This window comes from Pseudomonas sp. LBUM1662 (assembly GCF_059695915.1).
In genome coordinates this window covers 1004008-1021474 of the sequence record NZ_CP166793.1, presented here as the reverse complement: position 1 = coordinate 1021474, position 17467 = coordinate 1004008, and the positions used below count along the sequence as shown (strand labels likewise).

Below are 17467 nucleotides of genomic sequence, written 5' to 3'. Positions count from 1 at the left end.
CACATGCAATGGGAAGTCGTGATCGGGCTGGAGATTCATACCCAGCTCACCACCCGGTCGAAAATCTTTTCCGGTAGTTCCACCACATTCGGTTCCGAGCCGAACACCCAGGCCAGCCTGGTTGACCTCGGCATGCCTGGCGTATTGCCGGTGCTGAACCAGGAAGCGGTGCGCATGGCGGTGATGTTCGGCCTGGCCATCGATGCCGAAATCGGCCAGCACAACGTTTTCGCCCGTAAAAACTATTTCTACCCGGACCTGCCGAAGGGCTACCAGATCAGCCAGATGGAATTGCCGATCGTCGGCAAGGGCCACCTGGACATCGCCATGGAAGACGGCACGATCAAACGTGTCGGCGTCACCCGTGCGCACCTGGAAGAAGACGCCGGCAAAAGCCTGCACGAAGAGTTCAACGGCGCCACCGGCATCGACCTGAACCGTGCCGGTACGCCGCTGCTGGAAATCGTCTCCGAGCCGGACATGCGCAGCGCCAAGGAAGCCGTGGCCTACGTCAAGACCATCCACGCGCTGGTGCGTTACCTCGGCATCTGCGACGGCAACATGGCCGAAGGCTCGCTGCGTTGCGACTGCAACGTGTCGATCCGTCCGAAAGGCCAGGTTGAATTCGGTACGCGCTGCGAGATCAAGAACGTCAACTCGTTCCGCTTCATCGAGAAGGCGATCAACAGCGAAGTGCAACGTCAGATCGAGCTGATCGAAGACGGCAGCAAAGTGATCCAGCAGACTCGCCTGTACGATCCGAACAAGGACGAAACCCGTCCGATGCGCAGCAAAGAGGAAGCCAACGATTACCGTTACTTCCCCGATCCGGACCTGCTGCCGGTGGTCATCGAGAACTCGTTCCTCGACGACGTGCGCGCCACGCTGCCGGAATTGCCACCGCAGAAACGCGAGCGTTTCCAGGCGCAATTCGGCCTGTCGGTGTATGACGCCAGCGTCCTCGCTACCAGCCGTGAGCAAGCCGATTACTTCGAAAAAGTCGTGAGCATCAGCGGCGACGCCAAGCTGGCGGCCAACTGGGTGATGGTGGAACTGGGCAGCCTGCTGAACAAGCAAGGCGTGGAAATCGATCAGTCGCCGGTCTCGGCCGAGCAACTGGGCGGCATGCTGCTGCGCATCAAGGACAACACCATCTCCGGCAAGATCGCCAAGGTGGTGTTTGAAGCGATGGCCAACGGCGAAGGCAGTGCGGACGAGATCATCGACAAGCGCGGCCTCAAGCAAGTGACCGACAGCGGCGCGATCTCGGCGGTGCTGGACGAAATGCTCGCGGCCAACGCCGAGCAGGTCGAGCAATACCGCGCGGCAGACGAAGCCAAACGCGGCAAAATGTTCGGCTTCTTCGTCGGCCAGGCCATGAAAGCCTCCAAAGGCAAGGCCAACCCGCAACAGGTCAACGAATTGCTGAAAAGCAAACTCGAAGGCTGATGCGAATGGGGCCAGATTTAACGCCTGGCTCCAATCCCCTGTGGGAGCGGGCTTGCTCGCGAATGCGGTTCGGCACTCAATACAAGGTTGACTGTCAGAATGCATTCGCGAGCAAGCCCGCTCCCACATTTGTTTCAGGGAAACTTTGAATGAAGCGTCTAGTCAGCGCCTGCGCCCTGCTCTCCCTGCTGGCCGGATGCGCCAGCAACGACATCATCGATCCACACGGCTACGACAAGACCGGCATGGCTTCGTATTACGGCGCCAAGCACCAAGGCAAACGCACCGCCAGTGGCGAACGTTTCAACAAGAACTCCCTGACCGCCGCCCATCGCCAGTTGCCGTTCGGCACGCGGGTGAAGGTCACCAATCTGAATAACGACAAGTCCTGCGTGGTCCGTATCAACGACCGCGGGCCGCATACCCGTGGGCGCCTGATTGATCTTTCACACGAGGCGGCCGAACAACTGGGTATGCTCCGAAGCGGCACCGCGAAGGTTCGCGTGCAAGCCCTCGACGATTAACAGACGGAGCCCCGACCATTTTCGGACTTGCCGATTTACCCCTGATCAGCGTGATTGAATTGCTCGGCGGCCTGCTGTTGCTGATCGCCGGCGCTGAACTGATGGTCCGTGCCGCCGTCCGGCTTGCCGCGCGCTTGCAGGTGCGGCCGCTGATCATCGGCCTGACCATCGTCGCCTTGGGCAGCAGCGCGCCGCAAATGGCGGTGAGCCTGCAAGCCACTCTGGCGCAAAACGCCGACATCGCTGTCGGCAGCGTGATCGGCAGCAGCATCTTCAACATCCTCGTCACCCTCGGGCTGTCGGCGCTGATTATTCCGCTGAGGGTGTCGCGGCAATTGGTGCGCCTGGACATCCCGCTGATGATCGGCGCCAGCCTGCTGGTGTTTTTATTGGCGTGGAATGAAGAGCTGAACCGCGTCGACGGCATGATTCTACTCGCTGCCCTGGCGCTGTATCTGGGCTTGTTGCTGCGCCAGTCGCGGCACTCCGTCCGTCCGCCCTCCCATGACGGAACACCCCAGGCACCGTGGTTCAGCAGCGTGTTGATGATCGTCGCCGGACTGGCGATGCTGATCTACGCCGGCCACTTGTTGCTGGGCGCCGCCGTTGCGGTCGCGACCGACCTGGGGCTGTCGGAGCGGGTCATCGGCCTGACCATCGTCGCCATCAGCACGTCCCTGCCGGAACTGGCCACCTCGTTGATCGCTGCGTTGCGCGGTCAGCGGGACATTGCCGTGGGCAACGTGATCGGCAGCAACCTGTTCAACCTCCTGGGCGTGCTCGGCCTGACCGCGCTGGTCGCGCCCTCGCCGCTGTCGGTCTCGCCCAATGCCCTGGATTTCGACTTGCCGGTGATGCTTGGTGTCGCGGTGCTGTGCCTGCCGCTGTTCTACACCGGTTATCGGGTGACCCGCGCCGAAGGTCTGCTGTTTTTGGGCTTGTATCTCGCTTACGGTCTGCACGTGGTGTCGTTCACCACCGGCATGCCGCTGGCCGGCAAGCTTGAACACCTGATGCTGTTTTACGTCCTGCCGGCGCTGGTCGCGTTTCTGCTGTTCACGTCGCTGCGCGCCTGGCGTCGCCAACACCACAAGAGGGAAATGCCGTGACCGATAACAAAAAGCCTGGCGTTGAAGTCCGCCGCCAAGTGATGGGCGATGCGTTCGTCGACCGCGCACTGGGCAATGCCACCGAGTTCACCCAGCCGCTGCAGGATTTCGTCAATGAACACGCGTGGGGCAGCGTGTGGAATCGCGAAGGTCTGCCGCTGAAAACCCGCAGCCTGATTACCCTTGCCGCCCTGACGGCGTTGAAGTGCCCGCAAGAATTGAAAGGCCACGTGCGTGGGGCGCTGAACAACGGTTGCACAGTAGAAGAGATTCGTGAGGCGCTGCTGCATTGCGCGGTGTATGCCGGTGTGCCGGCGGCGATTGATGCGTTTCGCGCGGCGCAGGAAGTGATCGATACCTATCAGAAGCCGGAGTAAGTCTTCAAAGGTTGTGTGGTTACAGGACTGGCGCCTTCGCGGGCAAGCCTCGCTCCTACAGGCTCGGTGAGCTCCTGTAGGAGCGAGGCTTGCCCGCGAAGAGGCCCTGGAAATCAGCGAAAATCCGGAAGCTAGATCCACCCACCCCACTGCAACAAAAAGATCCCGATATTGGTGGTCACCGCCGCCATCAACGTAGTAATGACGATGATCGCCGCCGCCAGTTCATGATTGCCATCGGCCTGACGGGCCATGACAAAACTGGCCGCCGCCGTCGGGCTGCCGAAGTACAGAAACAGAATCCCCAACTCCGCCCCGCGAAATCCCCAAAGCCACGCCCCCAGCGTCGCCAGCACCGGCAGGCCGATCATCTTCACCAGGCTCGAACTGAGCGCCATGTTGCCGCTTTTGCGCAAGGCCGCCAGCGACAACGTGCCGCCGATGCAAATCAGCGCCAACGGCAACGTGGTTTGCGCCAGGTACTGGCCAGACGTTTCCAGCCAGCCCGGCAAACCGATCTTGAAATACGCAAACGGCGCGGCCGCAAACACGCTGATGATCAGCGGGTTGACCATCACGCTTTTGCAGATGCTCCACGGATCGGATTTGATCACCGGGCTGTACACCGCCAGCACGATGGTCGACAGCGTGTTGTAAAACAGGATCACCAACGCCGCGAGAATCGCCCCGAGGGAAATTCCGTAATCGCCGTACATGCTCGCCGCCAGGGCGAGGCCGATGACCCCGTTGTTGCCGCGAAACGCGCCTTGGGTGTAAATCCCCCGGTCTTCACGCGGGCACTTCAAGATCGCCCAGCCCCAGGCGATGGCGAAAGACGCCAGGGTCGCGAGTGAGAAATAGATCAGCAGCGCCGGTTGCAGCGCGGCGTGCAGGTCGGCATGCAGGATGCCCAGGAACAGCAACGCCGGCATGGTGACGTTGAACACCAGGGCCGACGCGGTGTGGATGAAGTTGTCGTTGATCCAGCCGATGCGCTTGAGCACCACCCCCAGAAACAGCATGGCAAACACCGGCGCGGTGATGTTCAGGGTTTCGAGGAAGATAGCCAGCATGCCGGGGGGAACCTTGGATGAGCGTCGTTAGGGGGCTAATGATAAGCCACCAAGTCCTTCGGCGTCTGGTAGACCGCTTTCGCGAGCAAGCCCGCTCCCACACTTGATCGAGTTGCACACAAATTTTGTGTTCACTGTAGATCACTGTGGGAGCGGGCTTGCTCGCGAAGCAGGCGACTCGATCTCAGGTAATCGGCGCCGGGTTAAACAAGGTGATGTCGTTATGCAGCTTGTGCTGCTCGGCCCACGTCTGCTTCTTGCCGCTGGCCACGTCCAGGTAGTAGTGGAACAACTCCCAGCCAAGGTCTTCAATCGAAGCCCGCCCAGTCGCAATCCGCCCGGCATCGATGTCGATCAGGTCCGGCCAGCGCTGCGCCAGTTCGGTCCGGGTCGACACCTTCACCACCGGCGCCATCGCCAAGCCATACGGCGTGCCACGCCCGGTGGTGAACACGTGCAAGTTCATCCCCGCCGCCAACTGCAACGTCCCGCAGACAAAATCACTGGCCGGGGTCGCGCAGAAAATCAGCCCTTTGCGCTTGAACCGCTCGCCAGGGCCAAGCACCCCGTTGATCGCGCTGCTACCGGATTTGACGATTGAGCCCAGGGACTTCTCGACAATGTTCGACAACCCGCCCTTCTTGTTGCCCGGCGTGGTGTTGGCGCTGCGATCCGCTTCGCCCTTGGCCAGGTAACGGTCGTACCAGTCCATTTCCCGCACCAGTTCCTGAGCAACCTCCTCAGTCTCCGCGCGGGAAGTCAGCAGGTAAATCGCATCGCGCACTTCGGTGACTTCGGAAAACATCACCGTCGCGCCAGCACGCAGCAACAGGTCCGAGGCATACCCCAGCGCCGGGTTGGCGGTGATGCCGGAAAACGCATCGCTGCCGCCGCACTGCATGCCCAGAATCAGCTCGGACGCCGGCACGGTTTCCCGGCGACGCTGATCGAGCCTCTTCAAACGGGTCTCGGCCAGCGCCATGATCTGCTCGATCATCTCGGTGAAACCGTGACTCGAATCCTGCAAGCGGTACAGCCACGGATCGCTCAAATCCACCGAGCTGTCGTTCTCGTGCATCACCTGCCCGGCCTGCAATTTCTCGCAGCCCAGGCTGATGACCAAGGCTTCGCCCCCCAGGTTCGGGTTGCGCGCCAGGTTGCGCACGGTGCGGATCGGAATGTAGGCGTCGGTGGCCGTAATGGCCACGCCGCAGCCGTAGCTGTGGGTCAGCGCCACCACGTCATCGACGTTCGGATAAAGCGGCAGCAACTCGTCCTTGATGCGCTTGACCGCATGGTCCAGCACACCGGTCACACACTGAACGGTCGTGGTAATCCCCAGAATGTTGCGCGTGCCGACGGTGCCGTCGGCGTTGCGGTAACCCTCAAACGTATAGCCTTCCAGCGGAGCCTGCGCCGCCGGCACTTCGGTGGACAGCGGCAGGCTGTCCAGCGGTGGCGCGGTGGGCATGCGCAGTTGATCTTCCTTGACCCAGCTGCCGCGCGGAATCGGCTGCAACGCGTAGCCGATGGTCTGGCCGTAACGAATCACCTGGCCGCCCTCGGGAATGTCTTCCAGAGTGACTTTATGACTCTGCGGCACGAAGTCCACCGTCACCAGGCCATCGGGAAACTCGGTGCCGGCCGGTACGCCCTGATCATTGACCACGATCACGACGTTGTCCCGCTCGTGCAGGCGGATGTAGCGCGGCGAGTCGGAATGTTCAATCAACTGCATGACGCCGCTCCTCAGGAATGCGCTTGAGACAATTTGTTGTTGGTTTCAGGACCGCTGACAGGCGGCTCTTTAAGCACCACACGCTTGATCGGACCAACGATCACCAGGTAGCTGAACACTGCGACCAGTGCGTTGCAACCGACAAACACCAGCGCCCATTTGAACGAACCGGTGGAACTGATGATGTAGCCGATGACGATCGGGGTGGTGATCGAAGCGATGTTGCCGAAGGTGTTGAACAAGCCACCGCTCAAACCGGCGATCTGTTTCGGCGAGGTGTCGGACACCACGGCCCAACCCAGCGCACCCACGCCTTTGCCGAAGAATGCGAGGGCCATGAAGCCAACGACCATCCATTCAACATCGACATAGTTGCACGCCACGATGCTGCTGGAGACCAGCAAGCCAGCGATGATCGGCGCCTTGCGGGCGAAGGTCAGGGAATGCCCTTTGCGCAGCAGATAGTCGGAAATCACCCCGCCAAGCACACCGCCAATGAAGCCGCAGATCGCCGGCAACGAGGCGATGAAACCGGCCTTGAGGATGGTCATGCCGCGTTCTTGAACGAGGTACACCGGGAACCAGGTCAGGAAGAAGTAGGTGATGCCGTTGATGCAGTACTGACCCAGATACACGCCGAGCATCATGCGGTTGGTCAGCAACTGGCGGATGTAGTCCCACTTCGGACCGTCGACCTTCTTGCCTTTGCCTTTGTCCTGGTCCATGTCGACCATGCCGCCGTTGTCGGCGATGTGCTTGAACTCGGCGTCGTTGATCATCGGGTGTTGGCGCGGGCTGTGGATAACCTTCAGCCAGATCCCCGAGAAGATAATGCCGATCACGCCCATGACGATGAACACGTGCTGCCAGCCGAAGCTGTAGACGATCCAACCCATCAGCGGTGCAAACAACACGGTGGCAAAGTATTGCGCCGAGTTGAAGATCGCCGAAGCGGTGCCGCGTTCAGCCGTCGGGAACCAGGCCGCCACGATGCGTGCGTTACCTGGGAAGGATGGCGCTTCGGCCAGGCCCACGAGGAAGCGCAGCATGAACAGCGCAACCACTGCCGTGGACATGCCGAACTCACCGACATAACCCTGCAGCACGGTGAACAGCGACCAGGTGAAGATGCTCAATGCGTAGATTTTTTTCGAGCCAAAACGGTCCAGCAGCCAGCCACCGGGAATTTGCCCGGCCACGTAGGCCCAACCGAATGCAGAGAAGATGTAACCGAGGGTGACCGCGTCGATACCAAGGTCTTTTTGCAGGCTGGAGCCCGCGATGGCGATAGTGGCCCGGTCGGCGTAGTTGATTGTGGTCACCAGGAAAAGCATGAGCAGAATCAAATAGCGGACGTGAGTCGGCTTGGTCGCTTGCATGTAGATGTACTCCCACTGATTATTTTTATGCGCGGGTGAAACTGGGTGTATTCCCTTCCGGGCTGTAGGAGCTGTCGAGTGAAACGAGGCTGCGATCTTTTGATCCTGATCTTTAAAAGCAAGATCAAAAGATCGCAGCCTCGTTTCACTCGACAGCTCCTACAGGGGTTGCGGTGTCGATGCCGACACCGCGGTGTTTCCTGTCAGGAGCCGATGTAGCTGGTCTTCACGACCGTGTAGAACTCTTGCGCGTAGCGACCTTGCTCGCGGGAACCATAGGATGAACCTTTACGCCCACCGAATGGAACGTGGTAATCCACGCCCGCCGTCGGCAGGTTGACCATCACCATCCCGGCCTGGGAGTGGCGTTTGAAGTGGTTGGCGTACTTCAGCGACGTGGTGGCGATGCCCGCCGACAGACCGAATTCGGTGTCGTTGGCCATGGCCAGCGCGGCGTCGTAATCGGCGACGCGGACGATGTTCGCGACCGGGCCAAAGATTTCTTCGCGGCTGATACGCATCGCGGCTTCGCTGTCGGCAAACAGGGTTGGCGCGAGGTAGTAGCCTTCGGTGTCGCAGGTCACCAGACCGCCGCCGCTGACCAGACGTGCACCTTCGGACTGGCCGATGTCGATGTACTTCAAGTCTTGTTCAAGCTGGGCTTGCGAGACGACCGGACCGATGTCAGTGCCGGTTTTCAACGCGTGGCCGACCTTGATCGACTTCATGCGCTCGGCCATGGCTTCAACGAACTTGTCGTGAATCCCGGCGGTGACGATGAAGCGGCTCGACGCCGTGCAACGCTGACCGGTGGAGTAGAACGCGCTCTGTACCGACAACTCGACCGCTTGTTTCAGGTCGGCGTCGTCGAGAATGATCTGCGGGTTCTTGCCGCCCATTTCCAGCTGAACCTTGGCCTGACGCGACACGCAGCTGACTGCGATCTGACGACCGACACCGACTGAACCGGTGAAGCTGATGCCGTCGACTTTCGGGCTCTGCACCAACGCATCGCCAACCACACGACCGCTGCCCATCACCAGGTTAAACACGCCGGCCGGGAAGCCTGCGCGGGAGATGATTTCGGCCAACGCCCAGGCGCAACCCGGCACCAGATCGGCCGGTTTCAGCACGACGCAGTTGCCGTAAGCCAGGGCCGGGGCGATTTTCCACGAAGGGATCGCGATCGGGAAGTTCCACGGGGTGATCAGGCCGATCACGCCCAATGCTTCGCGAGTGACTTCGACGTTCACACCCGGGCGAACCGACGGCACGTAGTCGCCGGACAGACGCAGGCATTCACCGGCGAAGAACTTGAAGATGTTGCCGGCGCGGGTCACTTCGCCGATGGCTTCGGGCAGGGTCTTGCCCTCTTCCCGAGCGAGCAAGGTGCCGAGCTCTTCGCGACGGGCGAGGATTTCGGTACCGACTTTATCCAGCGAATCGTGACGAGCCTGAATGCCCGAAGTCGACCAGGCCGGGAACGCGGCGCGCGCGGCGTCGATGGCGGCGTGGACTTGAGCGAGGTCAGCCTTGGCGTAGTCGCCGATGGTATCGGTCAGTTCGGACGGGTTGATGTTGGCGCAGTAATCACTGCCCGCGACCCATTCACCGTTGATGTAGTTATCGAAACGCTTTGTATCTGCCACTGGAAGATCTCCTCACGCAAAAAGCCGCTGATTGCTCAGCGGCCTTGGTTATGTCGGGTGTTACTGCGCACCTTGCTTGTCGATCAGCGCGGCGAGCATCTCGTACTCTTCGCCGGTCAGATCGGTCAGCGGCGCACGCACAGGACCTGCGTCATAGCCGGCAATTTTTGCCCCGGCCTTGACGATGCTCACCGCGTAACCGGCTTTGCGGTTACGGATGTCCAGGTACGGCAGGAAGAAGTCGTCGATGATCTTGCCGACGGTGGCGTGATCTTCGCGGGCAATGGCGTGGTAGAAATCCATCGCGGTTTTCGGGATGAAGTTGAACACCGCCGAGGAGTAAACCGGTACGCCCAGCGCCTTATAAGCAGCCGCGTAGACTTCGGCGGTCGGCAAACCACCCAGGTAGCTGAAACGATCACCGAGGCGGCGACGGATCGACACCATCAACTCGATATCGCCCAGGCCATCCTTGTAGCCGATCAGGTTCGGGCAGCGCTCGGCCAGACGTTCCAGCAGAGGAGCGGTCAGGCGGCAGACGTTGCGGTTGTAAACCACCACGCCGATTTTCACCGATTTGCACACGGCTTCAACGTGGGCGGCAACGCCGTCCTGGCTGGCTTCGGTCAGGTAGTGCGGCAGTAGCAACAAGCCTTTAGCGCCCAGACGCTCAGCTTCCTGTGCGTATTCGATGGCTTGACGGGTCGAACCGCCCACGCCGGCCAGAATCGGCACGCTGGTTTCGCAGGTGTCGACGGCAGTCTTGATGATTTCCGAATATTCGCTGGCCGCCAGAGAGAAGAACTCACCGGTGCCGCCCGCGGCGAACAACGCCGTGGCGCCGTATGGGGCCAGCCATTCGAGACGCTTGATGTAGCCAGCGCGATGGAAATCGCCCTGGGCATTGAAATCGGTGACCGGGAAAGACAGCAGGCCGGAAGAGAGGATGGACTTCAGTTCTTGTGGATTCATTATTCGAACACCCTGGGTAGCGACGTTTGTGTGAGAAAAGCGTTCAGCCTGTGGCCGAGTTGTAGGTCATCGTACAACTTAAATAATAACCGTCAACTGCATTTCATCGCCGCGCCTGGAATTTGTGTCGGAAAGGGATTTTCTTGACGTAGGAAATTTCTCTTCTATGCTTCGAACAACTGTATATGCATACAGTTAAATTGAATCATACCGACGACATATCAAGGAGCCAGAAATGTCAGGTCTACACACTCTTCCGCAGGAAAAACCCGAACCGATCATCGCGAACCTGGAGGATCTTTTTACTGAAGACGGTATTGCCGTCACCGCCAACAGTTCGCTGATGCTGCAGCTCGGCGAACATCACGACGCACCTCAAACAACTAACGCTACGCCTGGCAAAGCCTTGAGGGGCAAGCCACAACTGAGGTTCGAGGGCGGCGAGCACACCGCCATCGGGGACAGCACCCTCCTGCGTTTCATTAAAGACTCGCCCGCGGTCCCGGCCTCACAGGTGGAGCTGCATCTGCCCAATGGACTGGCGCTGACTTACGGTCAGATCGTCGCCCTGGGAGGTGATTTTTATGGCATCCCCGATCAACCGGTCAGCGAAGGCGCCAACGCTGCCGATCGCATTCAGCGATTCATCAATGCCTTCAACTCGCTGGCTGTTCTGCCGGCGTCAAATGCCGAAGCCAAGCTGATCCTCGGCGTCATGCAGAAAGAAATCGCCGCCGTTAAGCAGGCGATCAAGGACGGCAAACAGCCGCACGAGGCGTACGACGCCCTCGGAGATACGTTGTCCGAAGAGTGGAACAAAATCACCGGCGGCGGCAGTTTCGTCTCCGCGCTGTTTCCCCTGGGGCGCTACCTGAAACTGGCCGCCAACAATGCCGATCATTTTGCCGAGTGGGCGCTGCTGGCCTATATCGCCGGGCATACCGCGGCGCTGCAACAAGCCGTTAAAGCTCACGCAAGCGGTGATGAAAAGCAGCTGGAATTAGCCTACGCGATGAACGCGTTCGCCGATCACTATCTGACCGACCTGTTTTCCGCCGGCCATTTGCGCGTGCCGCGTAAACAGCTCGCGGCGGTGGTGACCCCAAGTGATCTGGGCTCGCTGATTACCCGCTTCATGCACGACGAAGACAGCAAGTTCAGCCTCAATGTACGCAATGGCAACGGCGATCAATGGCGCGCGTATGGCGACAAACGCTACTTTGACGCTATCGACAGCGCCAATCGCGTTCAGGTGAATCAGGCGGTCCAGATGTCAGCGGACGAAGTGTTTGCGGCGTATCTCAGCGGCATCGCCCCGTCGCCCGGCAACTTCGGCGCCTTGAAAAAGACGCCGGATCTGCAAGCCGTGCTGAACCTGGCGAACAACTTTTCACCGCTGTTCAGGATGGATGGCAACAAGGTATTGCGACGCAAGGACGTCAATAACTTGAACGACACCGCCACGGTCGATGACTGGTGGGGCTGGAGCACTTACTTGCTGCTCAAGGACTACAAACCAACGGGCAATTTGGCCTGATAAGGAGATCAACGATGACGATTAAATTGAAACTGGAATTGGCTTCGGGGCAATCACTGGAGGGGGCGCCGTTGGAGTTGTTGTCCAAGGGTGTGCCAATTGCTCGGGGGGTTGTGGATAAGCGTGGAAGTGTGACGTTCGATATTAAATCTGCGGTGGCTCAGTTGGCCTTGCGGGTGGATCGTTCGATTCTGAAAACTGGCTGAGGGCACTGCGCCACCGTTCCGGCCTCTTCACGAGCACGCCCGCTCCTACATTGGATCTCCGGTGAACACTGCCACTTGTCGGAACTGTAATTTCTGACAGTAGCCGAGCGATTGCCAACGCAGCCTAAATGGTGCCGGAGTTAACAAACTGGCTCCATCAGCGAAGTATTCCAGTTCGCTGCCTTTAAACGGTTTGATTGATTGCTAAAAGGAATTTGACCATGACTGCACAACTGAAAACTTTGGATAAACCATCGCTTCCAAACGCCGTTGGTGATGTTCTTTACGTTCACAACTTGCCAGACCCGACTCCTGGTGTGGTTCCCTCCTATGGGAATGCAACTCAAGGAGATGTAGTTAAATTTAGGGTAGTCACCTCTACGGGAAATACCTGGCAGGAAAGCTACGTGCTGACAGCTGGGGATGTTGGAAAGCCCATTACTTTCCAGATCAAGAAAGAGACCTTTGAAAAAAATCTGACGTCAGGCGCCACTGCGGATGTGCATTACACATTGACCAGGGGAACCGGTAGCCCGGTCCAGTCCCCGGTACTACAGGTTCGCCTGGAGCGCTAAACCGAAATCAGCGCTGCGCCTCAGCCTCTTCATGAGCATGGCGCAGCCTTTCCCGACTGTTCGTCAGATGCAAACGCATCGCCGCCCGCGCCGCATCCGAATCCTGGCGCGCGATCGCGTCGTAGATCTCTTCGTGCTCACGGCTCAGGCGACTCATGTAGTGCTGCTGGTCGTCATGGGCCAGGCGCGCGGAGTTGAGGCGGGTGCGCGGAATGATGCTGGTGCCCAAGTGGGTCATGATGTCAGTGAAATACCGGTTGCCGGTCGACAGGGCAATTTGCAGGTGGAACTGGAAGTCGGACGCCACCGCATCACTGGCGTGGGAGACACTTTCGTTCAACGCGTCCAGCGCCGCCCTCATCAGACCAAGCTGCTCGGGGCTGCGGCGTTGCGCGGCGAGACCGGCGGATTCCACTTCGAGGCTGATGCGCAGCTCCAGGATCGCCAGTACATCACGCAACGTGACTACGGTCGCCGGGTCGATACGGAAGCCGCTCGGGCTCGGGGTGTCGAGCACGAATGTGCCGATGCCGTGGCGGGTTTCCACCTGGCCAGCCGCCTGCAAACGGGAAATCGCCTCGCGCACCACGGTGCGGCTGACGCCATGGGCATCCATGATCGCCGACTCGGTGGGCAATTTGTCGCCGCGCTTGAGGTGACCGTCGCGGATCTGCTCGGACAGCACCGTCACCAATTCCTGTGCGAGGCTGCGGCGCTTGCGAGGGAGGCGTGGTGCGTCGATCGGGTTTTCCATGGTGAACGTCTGTCTCGAAAATTGCGGCTGAAACCGCATCATAGCTCAACGCGGTTGTACGATCACCATCACCACTCTTGTAGGAGCGAGGCTTGCCCGCGAAGGCCGTCACGCGGTTCCACATGAGGACCGTGTCATCGTTCTTCGCGGGCAAGCCTCGCTCCTACAGGGGGCGGTGGTGCTCAGGCGGTCACGGTTTGGTCCACCAGATGGCCGTTGTCGATGCGGATGTGCCGTGGGTGGAAGCGTTTCAGGCTGCTGCGATGGCCGACGCTGACAATGCTCAAGCCCGGTATTTCATCAATCAACGCCTGATACAGCGATGCTTCATCCTCTTCATCCATCGCCGACGTCGCTTCGTCCATGTACAGCCATTGCGGTGCATAGAGCAGCGCACGGGCGAAGGCCAGGCGTTGTTGTTCACCCGGCGACAGCATGCGTTGCCAGTGATTGGCTTCGTCGAGGCGCGCAACAAGGTGCGGCAAGCGGCAGGTTTCCAGCACGCGAACATAACGCTCGTGCGGATACGTCTCGCCGGCCTGTGGATAACTCAAGGCCTCGCGCAACGTGCCAATGGGCAGATACGGTTTTTGCGGCAGGAACAGATAGCGCGCCGTCGGCAGACGAATGCTGCCGTGGCCCGCCGGCCACAGATGCCCCATCGCCCGAAACAACGTGGACTTGCCACTGCCGGAGCGGCCGCTGATCATTACGCGCTCGCCCTCCTCCACGGTCATGTCGGCGTTGGTCAGCAGGTGACGATCATCTGCGAGGTCGAGGCCCAGGTTCTGCACTTTCAACGCCGAGCCTGAATTCTGCACGTCGATCGCGGGTTCGCGCTCTTCGTTGTCGGTCATGGCCTGACGGAAACTCAGCAGACGATCACAGGTGGCGCGCCACGACGCGAGGTTCTGGTAAGCACTGATAAACCAGCTGAAACTCTCCTGCACATTGCCGAACGCCGAACTGATTTGCATCAGCTCGCCGAGTTCGATCTTGCCGGACAAGTAACGCGGCGAGGCGACGATGAACGGAAAGATGATGGCGGCCTGTTGGTAACCTGCGGTAAAGAACGTCAGACGCTTGGACACCTTCATGATGTCCCAGAAGTTGTGCCAGACCATCCCGAAGCGGTTGCTCAAGCGACGGTTTTCATTGGGCTCGCCGTTGTACAGCGCAATGCTCTCGGCATTTTCGCGAATCCGCACCATGGAGAAACGCAGGTCGGCTTCGAAGCGTTGTTGTTGGTTGTTGAGGCCGATCAAGCGGCGACCGATCAAATGGGTCAGCCAGCTGCCGACTACGGCATACACCAGCACACACCAGAACATGTAGCCGGGAATGGTAAAACCAAACACTTCGATACTGCCCGACACGCCCCACAGAATGATCGAGAACGACACCAGGCTGACAATATTGCGAAGCAAACCGATACCCAACTCCAGGGTATTGGAGGTGAAATTGTTGAGGTCTTCGGAAATCCGCTGGTCCGGGTTATCGGTGTAACCGCCCTGCTCCAGCTGGTAGTAATTCTTGTTGCCGAGCCAACGGGCGAAATGCTTTTCCGTGAGCCAGGCACGCCAGCGAATGGTCAGCATCTGGGTCAGGTAGAGCCGGTACACGGCACCGACAATCGCCACCGCCGCAATCCCGCAGAAATACAGAATCAGCCGCCAGAACGCCGCTTCGTCTTTTTGCTGCAGCGCGTTGTAAAAATCCTTGTACCAGGTGTTGAACCACACCGAGATCCCCACGCTGACCAGCGACAACACAATCACCGCAATCAGCAATGTCCAGGCCTTGCCCTTCTCTTCGCTGCGCCAGTAAGGCGTGATCATCGCCCAGACTTTTCGAAAAAACTGCCCGCGCACAGCATCGTTGACCGCGGAATACTCAGCGTTCTGATTCATGGAAAAGGCTCGATAAAGAAAAGAACACACACGAACCGATCATAGATGATCGGTTCGGGATATCGCGAGGGCTGGCGATAATCGTTCAGCAACCGTTCAGCGGCGGACCGGGCGCTTCTGCAGTTTGCGCTGCAGCGTGCGGCGGTGCATGCCCAACGCGCGGGCAGTGGCGGAGATGTTGCCTTCGTGTTCGGTCAGCACGCGCTGGATGTGTTCCCACTGCAGGCGGTCCACCGACATCGGGTTTTCCGGCACCAGCGTGTCGAGGTCGGCGTGCTCGGAGAGCAGCGCGGCCAGCACGTCGTCGGCGTCCGCCGGTTTGCACAGGTAGTTGCAGGCGCCGCGTTTGATCGCCTCGACGGCGGTGGCGATGCTCGAATAACCGGTGAGGATTACCACGCGCATTTCCGGGTCGAGTTCGAGCAGTTTAGGCAGCAACACCAGGCCCGAGTCGCCGTCCATTTTCAGGTCCAGGGCGGCGTAGTCCGGGATATCCGCCTGGGCGATGACCAGCCCTTCTTCGGCGGAACCTGCGGTGCTGACGCGAAATCCACGACGGGCCATGGCGCGAGCCATCACGCGGGTAAAGGTGGCATCGTCGTCTACCAGCAGCAAATGCGGCAGTTCTTCGCCTTCAACTTGGATCTCGTCACTCATGTTCGTCTCCTCGGGCGACACGGGGCAGGCGCAGCTCGGTGAGCGTGCCGCCTTCCTCATGACTGTAGAGTTTCACTGAGCCGCCGGCGCGTGTCACGCTGGCCTTGCTCAAAAACAGGCCCAGGCCGAAACCTTTGCCCTTGGTGGTAAAAAACGGTTTGCCAATCTGTTCGGCAATGGCCAGCGGCACACCCGCGCCATGGTCGCGAATGCTGATGGTCAGGTCTTCGGCGTTCCAGTCCAGCGTCACCTGCAACCCTTCGGGGCAGGCATCGGCGGCGTTGTTCAGCAAATTCAACAGCGCCTGCGTCAGGTCCGGCGGCGGCGCCATGCGCGGCACAGTGCCTTGGCCCAGGCGCTGGAAGCGATAACTGGCTTCCGGGCGCATCAAGTGCCAGCGGTTCAGCGCTTCGTCGAGCCAGTCGGTGACGTCCTGCATCTCCACCGCCAAACGGCGATTGGCCTCGGCGGCGCGCACCAGTTGCTGCAAGGTCTCTTTGCAGAGTTTGACCTGATCCTGCAGCACGCTCAAATCGTCCTGCAACAACGGGTCCGGATGGTCCTGGCGCATTTCCTTGAGCAGCACGCTCATGGTCGCCAACGGCGTGCCCAGTTCATGGGCGGCGCCGGCAGCCTGGGTTGCAACGGCCAGCAATTGCTGGTCGCGCAGGCCTTCTTCACGGCGGATGGCGCGCAGTTCTTCCTGACGACGCAGCTCTTCGGCCATGCGTGCGGCGAAGAAAGTGATGACCGCGGCGGCAAGGGCAAAACTCAGCCACATGCCGTAGATCTGCAGGTTTTCCCGGGCGATGGGGAAGGTTTCCAACGGATAGAACTGCGCCAGCAACGCCGTATAAAGCGCCAATGCGATCCCGGACAGAATCACCGAATAGCGCCATGGCAGCGTCACAGCCGCAATGGTCAGCGGCACCAGGTAATACGAGACAAACGGGTTGGTCGAGCCGCCCGAGAAATACAGCAAAGCGCTGTGGATAAACAGATCGCAGGCCAGTTGCAGGGCATATTCCAGCTCGGTCACCGGCCACGACGTGCGCAAGCGAACAGCCGTGAACGCGCACAACAGCGTTGAGCAGCCGAGGGTCATTGCCAGTTGCACCCACGGCAACGGCAGCAGATCGAACCAGTAGGCCAGGCCCACGGAGCCGGCCTGAGCGGCGAGCACCAAAGTACGGATGAACGTGAGCCGCCAGAGGTTCTGGCGAGTGGCGGAAGTGATTTGAACGGGGGCGAGCATGAGCTCTCCTGATGAGCGCTCCAGGCGGATCGCACGGAGTATAACCAAGCACGGGGGCTGACAGGCAAAAGTGCGGCAAACAGCCACATGGCAGGAAGTTCTGTTGCGTCTATAAGGACGCCATCGCGGGCAAGCCTCGCTCCTACAGGAATGTGTTGTTCAAAGGATTGGCGTACGACACATTCCTGTAGGAGCGAGGCTTGCCCGCGAATGGCCTCGACACGGTCTCCCCCATTCCATCTGTATGGAAGTTGTAACTGTGCGAACCGGATCATTAAAGCTAGAGTCTGATGGTTTCACGCA

General features: G+C 59.8%; 16 protein-coding genes. 7 read left to right on the top strand and 9 right to left on the bottom strand.

Annotated elements, in window-relative coordinates; translation table 11 throughout:
* Positions 1 to 3: 3 nt before the first annotated feature.
* The 4 genes from gatB (at position 4) to ACA049_RS04360 (ending at position 3459) form a co-directional block, all read left to right on the top strand.
* Positions 4 to 1449: an Asp-tRNA(Asn)/Glu-tRNA(Gln) amidotransferase subunit GatB gene (gene gatB, locus ACA049_RS04375; protein WP_497333414.1), complete on the top strand. Its 1446-nt coding sequence runs from the start codon at positions 4 to 6 to the stop codon at positions 1447 to 1449.
* Between the two features lie 149 nt (positions 1450 to 1598).
* Positions 1599 to 1973, top strand: a complete 375-nt coding sequence (locus ACA049_RS04370) for a septal ring lytic transglycosylase RlpA family protein (RefSeq protein WP_497333412.1) — start codon at positions 1599 to 1601, stop codon at positions 1971 to 1973.
* 50 nt (positions 1974 to 2023) lie between these two features.
* Complete coding sequence (locus ACA049_RS04365; protein ID WP_497333410.1) at positions 2024 to 3082, top strand: calcium/sodium antiporter; 1059 nt, start codon at positions 2024 to 2026, stop codon at positions 3080 to 3082.
* Positions 3083 to 3123: 41 nt separating this feature from the next.
* Positions 3124 to 3459, top strand: coding sequence for a carboxymuconolactone decarboxylase family protein (locus ACA049_RS04360; RefSeq protein ID WP_371922076.1), 336 nt, complete (start codon positions 3124 to 3126; stop codon positions 3457 to 3459).
* A gap of 131 nt (positions 3460 to 3590) precedes the next feature.
* Here the strand turns inward: ACA049_RS04360 and ACA049_RS04355 are convergent, their stop codons facing one another.
* From ACA049_RS04355 to kdgD, 5 genes are all read right to left on the bottom strand, one after another.
* Positions 3591 to 4532, bottom strand: coding sequence for an AEC family transporter (locus tag ACA049_RS04355; protein ID WP_497333408.1), 942 nt, complete (start codon positions 4530 to 4532; stop codon positions 3591 to 3593).
* A 184-nt stretch (positions 4533 to 4716) separates the two neighbouring features.
* The gene (gene garD / locus ACA049_RS04350; protein WP_497333406.1) at positions 4717 to 6270 is read right to left on the bottom strand and encodes a galactarate dehydratase; all 1554 of its coding nucleotides are present in this window, start codon (positions 6268 to 6270) and stop codon (positions 4717 to 4719) included.
* Positions 6271 to 6281: 11 nt separating this feature from the next.
* Positions 6282 to 7700, bottom strand: a complete 1419-nt coding sequence (locus tag ACA049_RS04345) for an MFS transporter (protein WP_497336772.1) — start codon at positions 7698 to 7700, stop codon at positions 6282 to 6284.
* A gap of 152 nt (positions 7701 to 7852) precedes the next feature.
* Entirely contained in the window at positions 7853 to 9298 is a 1446-nt protein-coding gene (locus ACA049_RS04340) for an aldehyde dehydrogenase family protein (RefSeq protein WP_497333404.1), read from the bottom strand.
* A 60-nt stretch (positions 9299 to 9358) separates the two neighbouring features.
* Positions 9359 to 10270: a 5-dehydro-4-deoxyglucarate dehydratase gene (gene kdgD / locus ACA049_RS04335; protein WP_109627960.1), complete on the bottom strand. Its 912-nt coding sequence runs from the start codon at positions 10268 to 10270 to the stop codon at positions 9359 to 9361.
* Between the two features lie 235 nt (positions 10271 to 10505).
* On the opposite strand from kdgD, the gene ACA049_RS04330 reads away from it, so the two are divergent.
* The 3 genes from ACA049_RS04330 (at position 10506) to ACA049_RS04320 (ending at position 12588) form a co-directional block, all read left to right on the top strand.
* Positions 10506 to 11807 carry a phospholipase gene (locus ACA049_RS04330; protein WP_497333402.1) on the top strand — a complete coding sequence of 434 codons (1302 nt, stop codon included), beginning with the start codon at positions 10506 to 10508 and terminating at the stop codon, positions 11805 to 11807.
* Positions 11808 to 11821: 14 nt separating this feature from the next.
* Positions 11822 to 12013 (top strand): hypothetical protein, encoded by a 192-nt coding sequence (locus ACA049_RS04325; RefSeq protein ID WP_497333400.1) that lies wholly within the window; start codon positions 11822 to 11824, stop codon positions 12011 to 12013.
* A 221-nt stretch (positions 12014 to 12234) separates the two neighbouring features.
* Entirely contained in the window at positions 12235 to 12588 is a 354-nt protein-coding gene (locus ACA049_RS04320; RefSeq protein WP_497333398.1) for a hypothetical protein, read from the top strand.
* 7 nt (positions 12589 to 12595) lie between these two features.
* Here ACA049_RS04320 and ACA049_RS04315 read toward each other — a convergent pair whose 3' ends face one another.
* From ACA049_RS04315 to ACA049_RS04300, 4 genes are all read right to left on the bottom strand, one after another.
* The gene (locus ACA049_RS04315) at positions 12596 to 13342 is read right to left on the bottom strand and encodes a FadR/GntR family transcriptional regulator (protein WP_497333396.1); all 747 of its coding nucleotides are present in this window, start codon (positions 13340 to 13342) and stop codon (positions 12596 to 12598) included.
* A gap of 182 nt (positions 13343 to 13524) precedes the next feature.
* Positions 13525 to 15252, bottom strand: a complete 1728-nt coding sequence (locus tag ACA049_RS04310) for an ABC transporter ATP-binding protein/permease (RefSeq protein WP_497333394.1) — start codon at positions 15250 to 15252, stop codon at positions 13525 to 13527.
* 96 nt (positions 15253 to 15348) lie between these two features.
* Positions 15349 to 15909, bottom strand: coding sequence for a response regulator transcription factor (locus ACA049_RS04305; RefSeq protein WP_109627955.1), 561 nt, complete (start codon positions 15907 to 15909; stop codon positions 15349 to 15351).
* Positions 15902 to 17164 (bottom strand): ATP-binding protein, encoded by a 1263-nt coding sequence (locus ACA049_RS04300; protein WP_497333392.1) that lies wholly within the window; start codon positions 17162 to 17164, stop codon positions 15902 to 15904. The genes ACA049_RS04305 and ACA049_RS04300 overlap by 8 nt, the downstream gene beginning before the upstream one ends.
* Between the last annotated feature and the right edge of the window lie 303 nt (positions 17165 to 17467).

Coding starts and splice junctions, on each gene's coding strand:
- gatB (WP_497333414.1), top strand. CDS start 4: ATGCAATGGGAAGTCGTGATCGGGCTGGAGATTCATACCCAGCTCACC.
- ACA049_RS04370 (WP_497333412.1), top strand. CDS start 1,599: ATGAAGCGTCTAGTCAGCGCCTGCGCCCTGCTCTCCCTGCTGGCCGGA.
- ACA049_RS04360 (WP_371922076.1), top strand. CDS start 3,124: ATGGGCGATGCGTTCGTCGACCGCGCACTGGGCAATGCCACCGAGTTC.
- ACA049_RS04355 (WP_497333408.1), bottom strand. CDS start 4,532: ATGCTGGCTATCTTCCTCGAAACCCTGAACATCACCGCGCCGGTGTTT.
- garD (WP_497333406.1), bottom strand. CDS start 6,270: ATGCAGTTGATTGAACATTCCGACTCGCCGCGCTACATCCGCCTGCAC.
- kdgD (WP_109627960.1), bottom strand. CDS start 10,270: ATGAATCCACAAGAACTGAAGTCCATCCTCTCTTCCGGCCTGCTGTCT.
- ACA049_RS04330 (WP_497333402.1), top strand. CDS start 10,506: ATGTCAGGTCTACACACTCTTCCGCAGGAAAAACCCGAACCGATCATC.
- ACA049_RS04325 (WP_497333400.1), top strand. CDS start 11,822: ATGACGATTAAATTGAAACTGGAATTGGCTTCGGGGCAATCACTGGAG.
- ACA049_RS04320 (WP_497333398.1), top strand. CDS start 12,235: ATGACTGCACAACTGAAAACTTTGGATAAACCATCGCTTCCAAACGCC.
- ACA049_RS04315 (WP_497333396.1), bottom strand. CDS start 13,342: ATGGAAAACCCGATCGACGCACCACGCCTCCCTCGCAAGCGCCGCAGC.
- ACA049_RS04310 (WP_497333394.1), bottom strand. CDS start 15,252: ATGAATCAGAACGCTGAGTATTCCGCGGTCAACGATGCTGTGCGCGGG.
- ACA049_RS04305 (WP_109627955.1), bottom strand. CDS start 15,909: ATGAGTGACGAGATCCAAGTTGAAGGCGAAGAACTGCCGCATTTGCTG.
- ACA049_RS04300 (WP_497333392.1), bottom strand. CDS start 17,164: ATGCTCGCCCCCGTTCAAATCACTTCCGCCACTCGCCAGAACCTCTGG.